Origin of the sequence: Paenibacillus sp. FSL R5-0923, from assembly GCF_038009145.1 — a bacterium.
Lineage (GTDB): Bacteria > Bacillota > Bacilli > Paenibacillales > Paenibacillaceae > Paenibacillus_AQ.
Window position 1 is genome coordinate 1735363 of sequence record NZ_JBBPAT010000001.1, and the last position, 19185, is coordinate 1754547.

Consider the following 19185-nt stretch of genomic DNA (forward strand, 5'->3'; position numbering starts at 1 on the left):
GAAATACTGCTCTCTCTTTTTTATTTCTCTGAGTGCTTAGCTCGTCTTTCATCATGGGGTGATGGGTGTCAAGATTATTTTTTTGTAACCTATAAATCATGAAACTTTTATATACTTAGAAGCGTCAAATGAGTAGGTAAAAAATGTATTCGTCATTCCAGGAGGGTGGATCTGTGAAGAAGTTATGGATTTCAATTTTAGTAGTTTTAGTAGTCATTCCGATGATGTTTCAATCCTCTGTGAAGGCTGCTACTCCGATCAGTATTATTATTGACGGGGTTCGATTGTCAACAGATCAAGCACCCGTGATGGTGAACGGGCGGACGATGGTGCCGCTGCGGGCTATTTTTGAAGCCTTTAATGCCACCATCAAGTGGAATCAAAAAGCACAAACTGTAACGGCAACTAAAGATGATACAACGATTATGTTAAAGATTGGCTCAAAGACAGCAACCATTAACAATAAGGCTGTAACGCTAGACGTGCCTGGTTTGAATCTGAAGGGCAGAACGATGGTTCCAACAAGATTCGTCAGTGAAGCACTGGGCCATGAAGTGGGCTGGAACCCCAAGACGCAGGTTGTAACGATAACGACTTCAGCCTCGAACGTTGGAAATGCTGGTCCAGTATCGAACGTAATAGCGCAGGATGTAAGTGATTTCGGGGATGGTCGTGATCTTCAGGTTAGCTTTACTCGAGCGGCAAATGAGTCACTAGTGGATCATTACCGTGTTCTAATTGTGAAATCAGGGAATATTCTCAACTTGTCTTCTGCACAAACGATAACTTCTTATAATTATTCTACTGTATTACCAACAGGTACGAATCCTTCGGTCAAGTTGACGTCTGGCACGAGGACTATCGATGGTGATTCAATTAAGAATAATCAAGCATATGTGGCGTATGTCTTGACGGTTGGCAAAGGAAGTAATACCAGTGCACTTTCTATTGGGTCCTCCTCTATAACACTAGTGAATAAGACTGTAACAGCAATAAATAATGTACAAGTAAATGATATAAGTGATTATGGGGATGGAAGAGATTTATCGGTCAGCTTCAATAAGCTGTCAGATGAGTCGAAGATAAGTTCTTATCGGATATTCGTTGTTAAAGGTAATAATTATTCGAATTTTAATTTAAGCACAGCCAATAATGTATCTAGTGCGAACAGCACGCTAGTCAGTAAGACAGGGAATAATATCACTCAAATTTTATCTTCAGCATCCAGAGATACAGACGGAGCACTTCTTAAAACAGGCGTAAGCTATAGAGTGTTTGTTATGGCGATTGATAACAGTAATGCAGCTAATAATGTATTGTCTTCTGTTTCCTCTGCAATAACACTGACCAACATAGGTGTCTCTAACTTAACTGTCAGCGACGTCAGCAACTATAATGATGGCCGAGATTTAAGGGTGTCATTTACTCATGCGACGGATGAAACCTATATCAGCCAGTACCGGATCATGGTGGTTCCAACGTCATATTACAGTAGCTTTAGTTTAGCCGAAGCCAATAATGTAACAAATGCCAACTATACAGCGGCTAGTACAAATGGTACTTCAACCAGCCTAACATTGAGCTCGTCAGCCAGAGATGTACGTGGAGCTTTGATAAAGAATGCAGTCAGCTATAAAGTATATATCTTATCTATTGGAAGCGGAAGTAATTCAGGAGGGAATGTTCTTTCGAATGCTTCATCAGTAATTACATTAATTTATGATTCCAGTGTGAGCACAGTCTTTAACTTGAGTGTCAGTGATGTTTATGATTATGGAGATGGCCGAGATTTGAGAGTGTCATTTACTCATGCAACGGACGAAACCTATATCAGTCAGTACCGAATTATGGTAGTTCCGACGTCATATTATGGCAGTTTTGATTTATACGCAGCTAATAATGTAGTAAGTGGCAACTATACAGCTGTTAGTACAAGTGGGTCTTCTACAAATCAGGTCTTGTATTCGTCAACTAGAGATGTTCTCGGTGATCTGATTAAGAGTGGTAGTAGCTATAGAGTGTATGTGTTATCTGTTGGAAGCGGAGGTTATTCGGATTCTAATGAGCTCTCTTCCGCTTCACCGATAATTACATTGTTTAATAATTCCAGCCTAAAGGCTGTTACAAACTTGAATGTTAGCGATGTTAAAGACTACGGCGACGGCCGGGATTTGCAGGTATCGTTTAACCACGCCACAGATGAAACTTACATCAACCAATACCGGATTATGGTGGTACCTACGTCTGATTACAGCAGCTTTAGCCTGCCTGATGCAAATAATGTATCCAGTGCTAATTACACCTCGGTAAGTACATCAGGCAGCAGTACCAGTCAAGTATTAGATTCTTCCGCCAGAGACGTACGTGGTAATTTAATAAAGGCTGGAATTAGTTATAAAGTGTATGTATTATCTGTCGGCAACGGAAATTATGCGGGTCCAAATGCAATTTCTGGGGAATCATCAGCCATTACGTTATCTACGAATAAAAGTCCGGTGATCTCTGTAACAAATGTAACGTATAGAGAGGACAATGGTAGAATCCTGATCAGTTTCGACAAATCCGCCAATGAGAGCAATATTTCGGAATACCGAGTATTGGTGGTTCCGTCTAAACAAGGGTTTGGTACGGCGGATGCTCTTGCGGTGAATTCCTCTTATTATTCGTCGGTAATCCCTAACGGGACGAATCCTTCAACATTCACTGCGACAAGGGATGTTAATGGCAATGCAATTGTTAAAGGTGTCAAATATAAGGTGTATGTTCTTGCTGTAGCGAATAATAGTGGTGTACAGAATGGTGGTCTTTCAAATTCAACAGAAGAATTTGAAATATAACCGAAATAAAGTTATTGTAAACATTTCAAGTTGACACCCTGTGTGATTTATCATATTATAATTCGTATTGTTATAAGTAAATAAACCAAACTCTATCCAGTGGATGGAGTGGCGGAATTTTGTCAAAGATGTATTCTTTGGTTTCAGTCGCCCCTTGTCATTTCGATGACAAGGGGCTTTATTATGTGATTTGGACGGTTCAATAGGACGGTTCAACAGAAAGGAAAGAAGATTACGATGAATATGAAGTTACTCAAATATGCTTTACTAGTATTTATAGGAGCATGTAGTTATGGATCGCTGTCAACGATCGTCAAGCTTGGAATGAACGATGGATTTAGAATGCAGCAACTGGTCGGGGCGCAATACTTTTTTGGATGGTGCATGCTGCTCTTGTTAGTTGTATTATTTTCCCGGAAAAAACTCGGATTAAAGGTAGGTGCTTCGTTATTAGGCGCGGGGATTACCATTAGTATGACGGGGATTTTCTATGGGTTTGCCGTCGAACAATTACCTGCTTCGATTGCGATCGTTCTCTTATTCCAATTTACTTGGATTGGTGTGATTCTGGAGGCTGTTGTAGATAAAAAATGGCCTAGTCGAGAGAAAATAATTTCAATGGTTATTCTTTTGATAGGAACCATATTAGCTGGGGGGATTCTAGAACCTAGTGTAGGCGAAATGACTACGAGTGGTATTGTTTTCGGTTTGATGTCTGCGGTGTCGTTTGCCTTTTATATTTTTGTCAGTGGGAGAGTGGCTACGCAGGTACCTGCTGTGAATAAAAGCTTGTATATGACTACAAGTGCAATGATTATTATTATGGTTGTTTTTTCCCCTTCCTTTATTTATGACGGAGCACTTACAGATGGACTTTGGAAGTATGGTCTTCCTTTAGGGTTGCTTGGTATAGTTATTCCTGTGCTTTTCTTTTCTATTGGTGTTCCGAAACTGGGATCAGGTCTGGGAACGATTCTTGGTGCGGCGGAGTTGCCGGCAGCTGTTGTAGCCTCCGTGTTAGTCCTGCAAGAAGAAGTATCCCTACTTCGCTGGGTTGGAATTTTCGTTGTTCTGATCGGAATTGCTGCACCACAAATCATACCGATGCGAACAGGGAAAAAGTCACCTAAACCTTCCTCCAAACCATCACTCCGTAAGGTAGAACTTTAAACTGTATACTAACATCGATGGTATGATCAGGTCCTTATAGGATGAGATCATCAATCGGTGTTTTTTTTTGCGAAAAAAGATTGGTGTTAATTTTTCTGGTATGGCGAATCATTGTCTATTATATAGTGGTGCTATTCTATTTAATGGAGATGACCACTGATGAACAGAAATGACTATGACTATTTTAAGTCTTTGCACGATCAAGAAAATCCGCTAATGCTATATAACTGCTGGGATGTAGCTTCGGCTAAAGCGATAGAAAAAGCCGGTTCAAAGGCTATAGCCACAAGCAGCTTCGCTATGGCGGATGCATGGGGGTATTCGGATGGTGAACAGCTCTCATTTGAGCAGCTACTGTGGGCTGTTACGAGAATAGCAGAACATGTATCTGTGCCATTGACGGTAGATATTGAAGGTGGGTATGCTGTAAATGAAGAGTCCTTAGCCAATAACATAGAACAATTATTCCAGCTAGACATCTGTGGGATTAATTTTGAGGATCAAAAGGTGAATCATCCGGACGATGAATTATGGGCAATCGAGGAACAAAGTCATCGTATTCGAACTATACAGCAAGTGGCAGCCAAACTTCAGAAGAAGGTGTTTATTAACGCCAGAACCGATCTCTTTTTCAAAAATGGGAAGCATTCTTTGGATTTAGTGAATGAAGCAATTGAGCGTACCTGTGCTTACGCTGCTGCTGGAGCGGATGGAATTTTTATACCGGGACTCACCGATCGAAACTTGATTGAATATTTTGTGCAGCAGTCGCCACTGCCTGTAAATGTTATGGTGATGGATGGTATGATTTCAAATGCTGAATTGCAGGAGCTTGGCGTAAAAAGAATTAGCTATGGACCGTATAGTTACTTTCAAGCACAGCATCATCTTCAAGACGATGCCCGGTCCATTCTGCAGCCACCCGCACATTATTTAGAAATGAGCTAACGACACTATGATCACGAATAAACAGCAAATCGATAAATATTATGAGATGTTAGTCGAAAAAAACTCCAATTATGAAGGTGTATTTTTTGTCGGCGTAAAAACAACAGGTATTATGTGCAGGCCAACTTGCCCCGCTAAAAAGCCTTATAAAGAAAATTGTGAGTTTTTCGCAACAGCCAAAGAAGCTTTGTTAGCGTCTTATAGACCTTGTAAAAGATGCCAGCCTTTGTCTAATCCCACGAAAATGTCCTTAGAAGTAAAGCTTCTTATCGAAGCTATTGAGCGTAATCCGGAAAGAAAATGGACCGATAAAGATTTTGATGAGCTGTCGATAAGTGCAAATACAGCACGCCGGCAATTTAAGAAGCAATTTGGGATGACCTTTATTGAATATGCACGTTCCAGACGTTTAGGGCTGGCATTCAAACATATCAGGAATGGGGATTCTATCATAAACGTACAACTGGACAGCGGGTATGATTCGAGTAATGGGTTTAGGGATGCTTTTTCAAGAACGATGGGAACGGTCCCGAATCACTCCAAGCAGATTAAAGTGCTGTACTGTACCTGGATAGAAACGATATTAGGATCTATGCTTGCGATTGCAGATGAAGAGTACCTTTTACTGCTGGAATTCGTGGATCGAAAGGGACTTGAGAACGAGATTAAGAGATTACGTACCCGCTTAAATGCAACTCTTTTGCCTGAAAAGGTACCGGTGCTAGAGCAAATTGAAGAGGAATTAACTCTTTATTTCGAAGGGGGACTTACGGAGTTTAAATCACCGATTCGTTATTTAGGCTCTGATTTTCAGCAAAAGGTATGGAATGAACTTCGAAGAATTCCTGTAGGCCAGACGGTCTCTTACAAGGAGCTTGCAGAGAATATAAACAACCCTTCGGCTTGTCGAGCTGTAGCCAGAGCTAATGGAGCGAATCAATTATCGATCTTGGTTCCGTGTCATCGCGTGATTAATAGTAATGGTGAATTAGGGGGCTACGGCGGCGGCATTGCAAGAAAATAATGGTTAATCAATCACGAGAACAACCTTAGTTCGAAGGTAGCTTATTAACTAAAAACATACTGAACTCGATGTGTCTGAAAGTCTGGATACGTCGTTTTTTTATGCTTTTACCAGATTTAAAAGTACTGTTTTAAGCAAAAGAAGGGAAAATTATGAATTCACAACAATATCCAATTGTGTTAGCATAATATATATTTTCATAAGAAAGCGAGCCTTATCTTAGGAGATTGGAGTGAACATCATGCTGAAGGTTCTGATCGTGGATGATGAGCCCTGGGTGCTTGAAGGGCTGAGAACGATGATTAACTGGGAAAAATATGGCTTTGAAGTGTGCGCGGAAGCCCATAATGGCTCAGAAGCATTGAGACTTATACAAGAATATAAACCGGAACTGGTCCTAACGGACATTAATATGCCGGTTATTAACGGTCTCGAGCTTATCGCAAAATTGAATGAAGTGATGACAAAGCCTCCGAAATTTGTGGTATTGACTGGGTATGATGACTTTAAATATGCACGTACGGCATTGCAGCAACGAGTGAATGACTATTTATTAAAACCTATTGATGATGAAGAAATAGAGTCCTTATTAAGCAGGATTACGCCTATGATCCAAAATGAAATCGCTTCCAATGAGGAGCTTGATAAGAAGCAATTCTTTGTCGTAAATAATATCGTCAACCGCCTAATACAAGGCGAGTATAACGAAAATTTAGAGCTTCTAACCCAGAGCACGTTGAAGCTTCAAGCGAATGCAGAGATAATGTGTATTCTTATCGAACCAGCCATGTCCATCAATCCATTGCATTCACGGATCGTCGACTATTTTCCCAAGGAATGTACCCGTTTCTTTCAGGATCGGTCGGGAAGAACAGGGATCATTCTTGAGTCTGCTTCTATTGGGAATGAGAGTCTGGACGCTATCGTCAACCAGATTCGTTCGGATATCGCTGAACATTTACATGAACCGGTACTCCTGGCGATTAGCACTAGAATGGTAGGCATATGTTCGATTCGAGAAATCTATATGCAAGCACTTGATGTATGGAAACGAAAGACACATCAGCAGAAGAGGGGGATCTTTTATTATAGCGAGCTTAGGGTTCTAAAGAAGAAGGAACACCATAAGGATCACTTCAAACAGCTGCTGGATAAGGTCCTGGCAAATGATTTAGAACAGATACAACCTTGTGTAAAAGAAGCGTTCGCCTCTTTCGTAGAGAATCTGTTGACGATTGAAATCGTGCAAGCCCAAGTGGCTCATTTGGAGCTTACAATTTGTACACTTATAGCTCAAATGAATGGTACTCCAGATACGATGATGATAAAGATTCAGCAAGAATATGGAAATTTAGGGGAATTAAATGATTATTTTGCATTAAGCCGCTATGTTCAAAGTCTATGTATGCTGGCGACGGTCTATCTATCTGAATTAGAGCAGCAGAATGAACAAAATACGATTTACAAGGTGATTCAGTGTGTGGATCGTGAATTTCGGAATAAATTGAAGCTTCAGGATTTAGCACGGCAATTTCATATCAATTCTACCTATTTGGGACAGCTATTCAGGAAACAAACGGGGCAGGGCTTTAGTGAATATTTAAATGCCAAAAGGATTGAGGAAGCCAAAAGTCTGCTTAAGCGAACGCAGCTGAAAATATCGGATATTGCGGTGCAGGTGGGATTCTCAAACACAGACTATTTTATTGATAAGTTCAAGCTGATTGTAGGGGTAGTCCCATCGGTTTATAAAAATGAAAATAAAAACTAATAGCTCTAGGGGAAGCAAGGTGTTTCGTATGGAGAGAAAAAAATTTAGATTTAGAAAAGTAGTGAATGACATTCCACTGAACTATAAATTTTCCCTCATTTACGTTATAGGCGTTCTACTCCCTATTATTATTATTAACCTTGTTTTCTTGGATCGGATTTCCGATTTGATCAAATCCAGAGAACAGCAAAACTTAGAAATCTCTTTAGAGAGGGCCAGAAAGGATATTCAAGATTTCATTGAGGGTGGAGTAGCAGTTAGTTATACGCTGTCCTCGGATAAGAATCTGTATGAATTGCTAGAGCGGAGGTATGGGAACTTGATTGAATTTTATGACACCTTCGACGAACAGCTTCGAGATCGGATGAACAGTTATATGCCAGTTAACAATCAACTTGAACGAATTACTGTATTTACGAATAATGACTCCATTGTTTCCGGTAGTAACTATCAGGTCATCACGGACAAGGTAAGGGAGAGTGAGTGGTATAAGCAGTTCAGTGCTGCGAATAAACATATGTTTCTTGCTGCTTATCAAATGAGCGCAGCGCCTAATGTGGCTTCTAATGCCCCGTATTTAAGTGTAATTGAGCGAATGGATGTATACAGCTCACTGAATACCTATGAGAAGCTGCTTAGAATTGACCTGGATCTCAGTAAAATATATGACATTATAATTAGAGAAAAGGATTATTTGAGTCTTTACCTGGTTAACGGGCAGGATGAAATCATTATGTCTGCTCAGAGCGGGTATCAGAGGGGTACGAAGGATCCTTATCCTGTGTTCGAGCTTCAGGATGATGAGCACAAGGAAGACATACATATTGTACCCGTTGGCGGGGCTAGTTATATAAAAAGCTGGCGAATTATAGGGGTTACGCAAGGGGAGCGTATTGCTCAGGCGATTATGGAGATTCGAATTTATGCGGGTATTTTGGCGTCCATTGTCACCTTGCTCACAACCGCCTTTTTATATGTGATGTTAAGATCGTACAATTATCGGGTGAAACGGTTGTCTAGGCATATGCAGAAAGTAACGAATGAGAAATTCGATCTTATTCAAATCGATGAAGGACAAGATGAGATTGGTGACTTGATTCACAACTTTAATAGAATGACCACTAAAATTAATTCTCTAATTAACGATGTATACAAACTAGAGATTCAAAAGAATAACCTGGAGATGGAAAGAGTAAGGGCTGAACTGAATTTTTTGCAAAGTCAGATGAATCCCCATTTTCTCTTCAATACTTTAAATGCCATTTTAGTGGTCTGTACCAAAAATAATTATTCGGACGTTACAGACATCATTAAGAGTTTATCCAAGTTGCTCAGAAGACTACTTAGCTGGAAAGAAGATCTCGTTACATTGGAAGAAGAAATGACGTTCATTGAGATGTATCTGAAAATAGAAAAATTCCGGTTCAGAGATAAATTTGACTATCAATTTGAGATCGATGAGCAGTCGCTGCAATATAAAATTCCAAAGCTAAGCATGCAGCCGTTAGTAGAAAATTCCTGTAAGCATGGTCTGCAGGCCATAGAAGGACTCGGTATCATTAAAGTAAAGACGGAAATCGAGGATGGTCGTTTGCAAGTTACGATTTCAGATAACGGCAAAGGGATCGAACCAAGCCAGCTTAAAGAAATTTTATTTAATGTTCAAAATGAAGAAGCCTCCTCAGGAACGAATATCGGAATCCGCAACGTGTATCGCAGACTGGAACTATATTATGAAGATCAGGTTCGCTTTGAAATCAGCAGTGTCCCGAATGAAGGGACTGTTGTCACGTTTGGCATTCCGCTAAAGCTCCTGGAACGAAAAAATAGCTAGAAGGTGAGGGAGCCTATGAAATACAAAGTATTGTTGATCGATGATGAGCCTAGTGCTCTTGAGGGGATGCAGCTATGGATAGACTGGCAGGCGCTTGGCTTTGAAGTATGTGGAACCTCCAGTAATGGCAAAGAGGGCTTACAGTTAATAAAGCAGCTACTGCCGGATCTTGTCATTACAGATGTAAATATGCCGCTAATGAATGGTCTGGAAATGGTTTCCGCCTGGCAGCAAGAGGAGACTAAACCGATTAAGTTTGCCATACTAAGCGGTTATAGTGAGTTTGAATATGCTAAGACAGCTATACGTTATGGCATTAACCATTATCTGATGAAACCGCTTTTCGAAGATGAGGCGTCAGAAGAATTGAAGGAGATATATCGGGAATTAGAACAGGAAACTCAGAAGCGAAGCTTAAATCAAATGGCAAACTCAGAGGAAGTTGTTTCTCTTCTTAAGAGCATTCTGAATGAGAAGGCAGAAGATAAGTCAGACTTTACAGTACTTACACGTCTATCGGAAGGCAAAAGCCTTTGGAATATTTGTTTACTACAGACAGACCCGACGATGTATACGGAAATCAGAGAGAAAGCAGTAGCTCTCCTAACGAATACGGAATCGATGTTTCTGATCGATCTGGAGGCTTTTTGCTTTGGAATCGTATACGGCTATCCTTCGGAGTCTGATGAGGGTGCCGCAATATATCCTGCAGTAGCTCCCTTGCTGAATGAACACCCTAAGCAAGCCATGTATATTGCAGTAGGGGATAGCGAGGGCTCTTTGCTTCAAATTGCGAATAGCTACCGAACGGCGAAAGAAGCGTTAATGTATTATTTTTATAATTCGGATCATTCGGGGTTCTTGACCTATCAGGGAACCAAGGATAGTCCCTTCAGCTACCACTATGATCAAATTCAACTGATGGATGACTTAATGAGGCCTATTAACACACTGGACATAAAAGGCTTTAAACAAGCTGTGGGCTTGGCCTCTCGCAGTTTTCGTGAGATGCGCATCGCTCCAGAGGTTGTGAAGAAGATCGTTATTCATATTATGTATAAGATCGTTGAGTTTACTTCGAAAGCTAGTGAAGTTCAGGTATCCTCCTTGTTAACCCAAATAACAATCCCCGAAATACGGGACTCGATGATGAAGTTGAACGATTTAATGCGTAATCTTTTATCATGTGGTGAGGCGAGTATTGATATTCTTCTAAAAGAACAAATCCAAAAATCACAGGGGATTGTACAGGAAATCAACAACTATATTGAAGCGCATTATCACGAAAATCTTACAATTAAAAAGCTGTCGGAGGTATTCTTCCTGCATCCAGTGTATCTGGGACAATTATTGATCAAGAAGAATGGCATTCATTTTAATGAGCAGCTGCATGACCTCCGGATTAAGGAATCTGCGCGTTTACTTCAACACAATAAGCTGAAAAACTGTGAGATCGCCGAGAAAGTAGGGTATTCCAATTATAGTCAGTTTCTCAAACAATTTGAAAAGAAGATGAAGATGAGCCCTAATGAATTTAAACATACGAATACCTAAACTTTTTGGGGGTACACCTTTAGTTCTGGTGTATTATCAATGGCATCATCACCTCTATAATTTAACTTGTAAGGGCTTACAATATGGTTACACCAACAAAATATGGAGGTGCTTTATGGGGGGCAAGTCAATATCAAAGTTCAAACTTAGTCTGATTGCTGTGTTATCCCTAAGTTTTGCTCTAGCAGGGTGCGGTGGAAATAACAGCGGTAATACTGCTAAGGGGGAAAACAAACCGGCAGAAACAACAGCTGCAACTGCAGCTGGAACCGATGACAAGAAGGTAGAGCCTTTTGAAGTTAGTATCTTTCTTGGAGAAGCAGGTCAGCAACCCACACCAGATAACAAAATTTACAAGATGATCAAAGAAAAAACAGGCGCATCATTCAATTTTGAATTCTTGGCTGGAGACCTTAAACAGAAGCTTGGCGTTATGATTGCCGGTTCGGATTATCCAGATCTGATGAGTTCCAATACCCAACTGACGGCAGCAGGTGCATTTATTCCTCTCGAGGACTTAATTGAAGAACACGCTCCGAATTTGAAAGCGCATTACGCAGCTTACTGGAACATGATGAAGGATCCCAATGATGGACACATTTATACACTTCCAAACTATGGTGCGTACAATGGTGAGATGAATACAACCTATTACTCTGGCCCAGCTTTCTGGATTCAGAAAGCTGTACTTAAAGATGCCGGTTATCCAACGGTTAAAACTTTGGACGAGTATTTCGATCTTATCGTGAAATATAAAGAGAAAAATCCAACCATTGATGGTCAACCAACAATTGGGTTTGAGATTCATAACAAAGACTGGAGAAACTGGGGATTGTTTAACGCTCCTCAGCATCTGATCGGTCATCCTAATGATGGCGGAGTAGTAGTTAAGGATAACGTAGCAGAAATCTTTGCGGATAAAGACTATGCAAAGCAGTACTATAAAAAACTTAATGATATGAATGCGTTGGGTATTATTGATAAAGAAGCATTTGTAATGGATTATGACCAATATTTAGCTAAATTGTCTAGCGGAGCCGTACTGGGAATGTTTGATCAGCACTGGAACTTTGGTAAAGCAGAAGATTCACTCAAGACACAAGGGAAAGATATGAGCACTTATGTAGGTCTGCCTCTTGTGTATGATACTAACACCAAAGATTATTATCTGGATCGTCCTGCTCTTAACTTGAATAATGGATTCGGGATTACTGTCAATGCTAAGGATCCAGTGAGAATCCTTAAACTTATGGACACATTGATTCAAGAAGATTGGCAAAGAACCCTCACTTGGGGGATTGAAGGCGAAGATTATCAAGTGGTAGACGGTCGCTTTATAAGAAACCAGGAGCAACGGGATAACGCAGTTGATGCTACATGGAAGCTAAGTAACAAAGCAGAAGCTTGGTATGCTACCGCTCCGAAAATGCAAGGGTACTTTGCAGACGGTAACTCAACGGATGCGGCAGCCCAACCAGAAGAATATAAAGCAGGGTTGGAAGCGTATGACAAGGAAGTTCTTGACGCATATGGATTCAACAGTTATGTAGATTTCTTCAGTAAGCCTGGACCGAACCCAGTGGCTTATCCTGCTTGGTCGATAGATCTTGTTGAAAATTCTCCAGCAAAAATTGCCGATACGAAGATGGGAGAAGTTAAGACCAAGTACCTGCCAAAAGCAATCTTGGCTAGCCCTTCCGATTTCGATAAAGTTTGGACTGAATTTGTTGGAGAACTTCATAAAGCGGATATTAAAGCTTACGAAGACAGAATCAATGAACAGCTTAAATGGAGATTTGATACTTGGAGTGTTAAATAGTTAGAGCTTGCTTAAAAATCAGAAAGTGGTGGCTTATTAGCCAACCACTTTCTGAAATATATGGATGATGTGGGGAGAAAATATATGGATGAGATTTTAACGGGAAAAAAAGTTAACCGGCATCCTAAAAGAAAAAAGAAGCAACCGATTACTATGACCTTGATTAAGAATCAGAAACAGCTGATTTGGATGTCAGTTCCATTGCTGCTGTATATTGTACTATTTGCGTACGTACCTGTTTGGGGATGGACAATGGCTTTTCAGGATTATAAACCAGCTAAGGCATTTGGCGAACAGACATGGGTCGGCTTGAAACACTTCAAGTTTCTATTTACGGATGATACCTTTTTAAGGGTACTACGAAACACACTGGCTATGGGATTAATTAATTTCTTTCTAGGATTTATAACCGCGATAACATTGGCCTTACTTCTTAATGAAATCAAAAATGTATTTTGGAAAAGAACCGTGCAGACCATATCCTACCTACCTCACTTTCTTTCCTGGATTATTGTAACAGGGATTGTAGGTGTCTCCCTCTCGGTTAACGACGGGATTATCAACATCGTGCTCATGAAATTACATCTTATCGATTCACCAATCCTTTGGTTGAGTGAAGGGAAGTATTTCTGGGGTATTGTGGGTGCTTCAACCGTCTGGAAAGAGGTTGGATGGAGTACAATCATCTACTTGGCTGCTATGGCTTCTATAGATCCAGCTTTATATGAGGCTGCTGAGATTGATGGGGCTAACCGGTACAAAAAAATGTTCAATGTAACATTGCCGGGAATTAAACCAACCATTGTAATCCTGATGATCATGTCCATAGGACATGTACTGGATGTCGGATTTGAGGTTCCGTACTTGTTAGGGAACGGGCTTACTGTAGACTGGTCGGATACGATTGATATATTTGTATTGAAATACGGGATTGGGCAAGGGAATTACTCCTTAGCCACTGCGGGAGGCATATTTAAAACAGTCGTAAGTGTAACGTTACTGCTTTTAGCTAACTGGACGTCGAAGCGGCTAGGGGAAGAGAGGCTGTTATAATCATGGAAAAAACTCAATTAATACCTCAGAAATCTCCAAAAAGTAATAGTAGAAAACGTATGAGAATTATAGGGATCGAACCAGTAGTGTTCGGTACCTTCAATACTATCTTTATGATATGTCTAGTCATTGTTACCTTGTATCCATTCTTGAATACTATAGCAGTTTCCTTAAATGAGGGGAATGATACCATCCGCGGCGGCATTTATCTATTGCCTAGGGAGTGGACTATACAGAACTACAAAGCTGTTTTTGCCTCTGGTACAATTATTCCTGCTTTTTGGATCTCGGTAGCACGAACAGTGATATCTACGATCCTGAATCTATTTTTAACCACAATGCTTGCTTATACTTTAAGCCGGAAAGAATATGTTTTCCGCAAGCAGATTACCTTTGTTTTCGTCCTAACCATGTATTTTAATGCGGGTCTGATTCCAAACTATTTCCTAATTAAGGATCTTCATTTGCTTAATACATTTTGGGTATATGTAATACCGACTATGATAAGTGCATTTAATATGATCGTCATCCGTACTTATATTGGTAGCATACATGAAAGTCTTATGGAATCCGCGAGAATCGACGGTGCCGGGGAATTTAAGATTTTCATGAAAGTAGTCTTCCCTTTATGTAAACCTGTTCTTGCTACCATTGCCCTTTTTGTCGCGGTAGGTGCATGGAACTCATGGTTTGATGCTTTTATCTACACCTCTTCCCGCCAGCACTTGAGTACATTGCAGTATGAATTAATGAAACTAATACAATCTAGTATGAATGCGAACAGTAGCGCAAGTGTAGCTAACGGGGCAGGGGTAACTGCGGAGTCAGCGGGGTCAATGGTAACTCCAAAGTCCATTCGTGCAGCCGTTACTATCGTTGCTTCGGTTCCGATTCTGCTAGTCTATCCATTCATGCAAAAGTACTTTGTAGTTGGAATGAACGTAGGAAGCGTGAAGGAATAAGTAGCTTGCACCCACTATTAAATAATAGGAAGGTTGTTTGTTGAATTATGACTCCATCTCCAATCACATACACGAACCCAATACTTCCAGGTTTTTATCCAGATCCTAGCATCACTCGAGCAGGGGATGATTTCTACTTGGTGTGTAGCTCCTTCGAATATTTTCCTGGGGTGCCTATCTTTCACAGCCAGGACTTGATTCACTGGACACAAATTGGTCATGTATTAGATCGTGTAAGTCAGCTAGATACACGTAAGAGCAAAAGCTCTGGAGGTATATTTGCTCCAACCATCCGGTATCATGAAGGAACGTTTTACATGATAACGACCGAAATACACGGGAAGGGAAATTTCTATGTTACGGCTACGGACCCAGCGGGTCCGTGGTCAGATCCAATCATTATTCCTTATGGAGGCATTGACCCTTCTCTAATGTTTGATGAGGATGGAAAGGTATATGTAACTACCCAGCAGGGGGCAGACTATGACTCCCACGCCATTCAATATGAGATTGATATTGCTACGGGCGCAGCTTTATCAGAACCAGTTGTCATCTGGACTGGGGATGGTGGACCTTGGACGGAAGGACCACATTTGTACAAAATTAACGGAATGTATTATATCATGTCTGCTTCAGGCGGCACGGCAAAGGAACACCGAGAAATTATCGGTCGTTCTTCCTCCCCTTACGGTCCTTTTGAAAGATTAGAGCAACCGATATTGACCCATCGCGGGACTGATAGTCCCATTCAGTATCTAGGACATGCTGATCTGATCGAAGATCGTAACGGGGATTGGTGGGCCGTATTCCTTGGAGTACGTCTAGTAGATTCCAAGTATACAGTGCTAGGAAGAGAGACCTTTCTTGCCCCTGTAACGTGGAATGAAGACGGATGGCCGATGATTGATAATAACGAAGATATCGTAGGAGTGGATATGAAGGTTCCGCGTGTACCGGGTCAATCACCAAAGCCTGCGCTAAGCGGAAGGTATGACTTTGAAGACGATGTATTACCGTTCGCAATGACCTTTCTTCGTAATCCCGCTGAGGCAAGCTGGTCTCTAAATGAACGCCCGGGATGGTTATCTCTTCGGGGTCAATCTAAGGGTCTCAGTGATATAGGACAGGTGGCCTTTATAGGAAGAAGACAGCAGCATACTTCAGCAGAATGGAGTACATTACTGGATTTTAACCCTACCGTGGACGGTGAAGAGGCTGGACTTTGTGCTAGATTGGATGAGCATGCACATTATGAGGTTGGCTTGGTGCAAAAAGATGGCCACAGAGTCATTGCAGCACAATTAACTATTGATGGAATAACCCGTGTAGAAGCAGAAGTACCAATTACAGCTGAGCGAATTTATCTGAAAATACAGGCGGAGCTTACCGAATATACCTTATTGTTCTCCTTGGATGGGCAGGAATGGAATAAGCTATCTACAGCGGCAGCATACCCATTATCCCCACAGGCCGTAAAGGGAAATGGATTTACAGGTGTTCTTATCGGTTTATATGCGACAGGTCATGGTAAAGTAGCTGAGGTACCTGCCCACTTTGATTGGTTCGATTATCGGTCATAATGAATAGCGTTTGTTAGGAGGGAACTTGTTGAGACAAGCTAGTGATTTTACAGAGCCTGCACTAAAGACAGTGTTCGCAGAGGATTTCAAGATTGGCGCAGCCGTCAACCCATTAACTATCCAATCACAGGAGCATTTGCTTGCTTATCATTTCAACAGTATTACCGCTGAGAACGAGATGAAATTTGAAAGTCTGCATCCACTTGAGGACACTTATAACTTTAGGGCAGCAGACCAGCTGGTTGCCTTCGCCAGGGAACATCATATGGCGATGCGCGGACATACCTTGATTTGGCACAACCAGACAACGGACTGGCTGTTTGAGGATAAGGGCGGAGGACCTGTAAGCAAAGAGATTCTGCTTGCACGAGTTAAATCACATATTCAGACCGTTGTAGGACGTTATAAGGAAGAAATTTATGCTTGGGATGTTGTAAACGAGGTAATCGCTGATGAGGGAGAAGAACTTCTTCGCCAGTCGAAGTGGCTCGACATTGTTGGCCCGGACTTTATCGCCAAAGCGTTTGAATTCGCGCATGAAGCCGATCCAAAGGCTTTGTTGTTCTACAATGACTATAACGAATCCCATCCATTAAAGCGTGACAAAATCTATAAACTGGTGAAGTCGCTATTGGAACAAGGCGTGCCGATCCATGGCGTCGGATTGCAGGCACACTGGAATTTATACGATCCTAGTCTGGATGATATTCGTACAGCGATCGAAAAATATGCATCCTTAGGACTTCAGCTCCAACTGACAGAGCTGGATGTATCCATGTTCCGTTTCGATGACAAACGAATGGACTTAAAGGCAGTACCTGCTGAGCTGCTCGAGCTTCAAGCAGATCGATATGAAGCGATGTTCGCACTGCTGAGAGAATACCGGGACGTGATTAGTTCGGTCACGTTCTGGGGAGCAGCGGATGACTATACCTGGCTGGATGATTTCCCTGTTCGTGGGCGGAAGAACTGGCCGTTCCTATTCGATGAAGGGCATAAGCCGAAGCCAGCTTTCCATCGAATTATCACCTCTGCCACGAAATCATAGAGTGGGCAAGCTGCTCAAATAATGAACTGTGAACCCGTCCTTATATCGATTAAGGGCGGGTTATTTATAAGTTGATAGATTAGTAGTATGGATCTCAAAGGGCGGATTAAAGTGAGCGTGACAATTAGAACGATTCTGGAAGATTTAATAGGAGCCATGGAACAGATAGATGGGACTGTGGATACTCTTAAGCCGGGGAATCCGGAAATGGTGATTACAGGTATGGTTACGGCATTTTGCGCTACGCAATATGTTGTGGAACGAGCGGTTGCTATGAACGCCAATTTGTTGATCACACATGAAGGTGTGTTTTACAGTCATCATGAGACGAGCAAGTGGTTAGAGGCTGACCCTGTGTCTCGCGCGAAACGGAGTTTGATTGAGCGTTCTGAACTGGCTATTTTTCGTTATCATGATTATTGGCATCGGCATCAACCGGATGGGATCATGGTGGGCTTGCTACGAGAGCTTGAATGGTCAGCCTATGTGGTTGAGCAGCAATCCACTGCTACAATCCTATCGATTCCAGCTATGACGGTAAGTGAAGCGGCTCTGTATATAAAAAGAAAGCTAGGCATCTCCTATGTACGTGCTGCCGGAGACCTATCCCAGACATGCAGACAAGTGGGGATATTAGTAGGTTACAGAGGAGGTGGGACGATGGCTATTCCTCTTTTTAATCAGCATAATCTTGATTTAATTATTGCTGGCGAGGGCCCCGAATGGGAAACTCCAGAATATGTGAGGGATGCTGTCCACCAAGGCAGATCAAAAGCACTGATTATGTTAGGACATGCGGAAAGTGAAGCTCCAGGAATGAAATATTTAGCTGAAGTTCTGGCACAGAAATACCCAATGATTCCCACTTATTTTATTGCTGAACAACCGGTCTATCAGCTGGTTTAATTCGTATAAACCGAAATGAAGAATAAATTTGCATATTATGGAGAAAATGATTGGAAACCAGGTCACTGAGAAAGGAGTGTTTCAATGGAAATTCCTTTGGAGGCTGATGAAGTGTTAAGTCGTATCAAAAAGCTTCAAACCGATGGAAGCTCGATCAGCAAAAAACAAGTGAAGCAAAGCGATCCTGATCTTATGAGAAGTGCGCTGTTCTTTTTTCCGAGCTGGGAGCATGCATTGAAAAACGCCGATCTGTTGTAGCCATATGATTGTATAACGAAGCCGAGTGGTTCAGGGATTGATCTCTGATGGCCGCTAGGCTTTTTTTAGATATATTGAGTAAACAAGAGTAAAAGAAAGAGAAAACGAAGTGTATGCTCAATATGAAATGAAAAGCATGGCTTTCAACATTATTTTGCCCACGGCTCAACTTTACAAGAAACCTTACACGGAGTATGATTCATCACATAACTGACAATTACATAAGAAGTCCGCTTAATTTCCGTTAAGGAAAGCGGGGGAACCAACAACTGGGAACCAGTGTAACAATCGGTACTAGTTATGGGGTGAATCCTGTTCCAGGTGCATAAATGCATCCATGCAGGTAGGGCAACTCTCACTGCCCGAATCCGACAGCTAACCTCGTAAGCGTATGGAGAGAGGATGAATGGCGTATTTGATG

14 protein-coding genes and 1 riboswitch are annotated in these 19185 nt (G+C 41.5%); all 14 genes read left to right on the top strand.

What is annotated here, in order from left to right:
- The first annotated feature begins 173 nt into the window (after window positions 1–173).
- The 14 genes from MKX35_RS07860 to MKX35_RS07925 all read left to right on the top strand — a co-directional run bounded on the left by MKX35_RS07860 (window position 174) and on the right by MKX35_RS07925 (window position 18764).
- On the top strand, window positions 174–2837 hold the full coding sequence (locus MKX35_RS07860; protein ID WP_076300385.1) for a copper amine oxidase N-terminal domain-containing protein: 2664 nt from the start codon (window positions 174–176) through the stop codon (window positions 2835–2837).
- A 243-nt stretch (window positions 2838–3080) separates the two neighbouring features.
- Complete coding sequence (locus MKX35_RS07865; RefSeq protein ID WP_076300404.1) at window positions 3081–4007, top strand: EamA family transporter; 927 nt, start codon at window positions 3081–3083, stop codon at window positions 4005–4007.
- A gap of 159 nt (window positions 4008–4166) precedes the next feature.
- Window positions 4167–4955 carry an isocitrate lyase/PEP mutase family protein gene (locus tag MKX35_RS07870; RefSeq protein ID WP_076285300.1) on the top strand — a complete coding sequence of 263 codons (789 nt, stop codon included), beginning with the start codon at window positions 4167–4169 and terminating at the stop codon, window positions 4953–4955.
- 7 nt (window positions 4956–4962) lie between these two features.
- Entirely contained in the window at window positions 4963–5979 is a 1017-nt protein-coding gene (locus MKX35_RS07875; RefSeq protein ID WP_076300384.1) for a bifunctional transcriptional activator/DNA repair enzyme AdaA, read from the top strand.
- Window positions 5980–6220: 241 nt separating this feature from the next.
- Window positions 6221–7750 (top strand): response regulator, encoded by a 1530-nt coding sequence (locus tag MKX35_RS07880; protein ID WP_076285333.1) that lies wholly within the window; start codon window positions 6221–6223, stop codon window positions 7748–7750.
- A 28-nt stretch (window positions 7751–7778) separates the two neighbouring features.
- Window positions 7779–9584, top strand: a complete 1806-nt coding sequence (locus MKX35_RS07885) for a sensor histidine kinase (protein WP_076285332.1) — start codon at window positions 7779–7781, stop codon at window positions 9582–9584.
- A 15-nt stretch (window positions 9585–9599) separates the two neighbouring features.
- Entirely contained in the window at window positions 9600–11138 is a 1539-nt protein-coding gene (locus MKX35_RS07890; protein WP_076300383.1) for a response regulator transcription factor, read from the top strand.
- Between the two features lie 115 nt (window positions 11139–11253).
- Window positions 11254–12957, top strand: a complete 1704-nt coding sequence (locus tag MKX35_RS07895) for a sugar ABC transporter substrate-binding protein (protein ID WP_042191712.1) — start codon at window positions 11254–11256, stop codon at window positions 12955–12957.
- A gap of 84 nt (window positions 12958–13041) precedes the next feature.
- The gene (locus MKX35_RS07900) at window positions 13042–14010 is read left to right on the top strand and encodes an ABC transporter permease (RefSeq protein WP_076285296.1); all 969 of its coding nucleotides are present in this window, start codon (window positions 13042–13044) and stop codon (window positions 14008–14010) included.
- 59 nt (window positions 14011–14069) lie between these two features.
- Entirely contained in the window at window positions 14070–14972 is a 903-nt protein-coding gene (locus MKX35_RS07905) for a carbohydrate ABC transporter permease (RefSeq protein WP_143759544.1), read from the top strand.
- 47 nt (window positions 14973–15019) lie between these two features.
- Window positions 15020–16552 carry a glycoside hydrolase family 43 protein gene (locus tag MKX35_RS07910; RefSeq protein ID WP_076300382.1) on the top strand — a complete coding sequence of 511 codons (1533 nt, stop codon included), beginning with the start codon at window positions 15020–15022 and terminating at the stop codon, window positions 16550–16552.
- Between the two features lie 28 nt (window positions 16553–16580).
- Window positions 16581–17600 (top strand): endo-1,4-beta-xylanase, encoded by a 1020-nt coding sequence (locus MKX35_RS07915; RefSeq protein ID WP_076300381.1) that lies wholly within the window; start codon window positions 16581–16583, stop codon window positions 17598–17600.
- A 111-nt stretch (window positions 17601–17711) separates the two neighbouring features.
- Window positions 17712–18506: a Nif3-like dinuclear metal center hexameric protein gene (locus MKX35_RS07920; RefSeq protein WP_076300403.1), complete on the top strand. Its 795-nt coding sequence runs from the start codon at window positions 17712–17714 to the stop codon at window positions 18504–18506.
- Window positions 18507–18590: 84 nt separating this feature from the next.
- Window positions 18591–18764, top strand: coding sequence for a hypothetical protein (locus tag MKX35_RS07925; RefSeq protein ID WP_170880375.1), 174 nt, complete (start codon window positions 18591–18593; stop codon window positions 18762–18764).
- Window positions 18765–18985: 221 nt separating this feature from the next.
- Window positions 18986–19170: riboswitch (cyclic di-AMP (ydaO/yuaA leader) on the top strand.
- The last annotated feature ends 15 nt before the right edge of the window (window positions 19171–19185 follow it).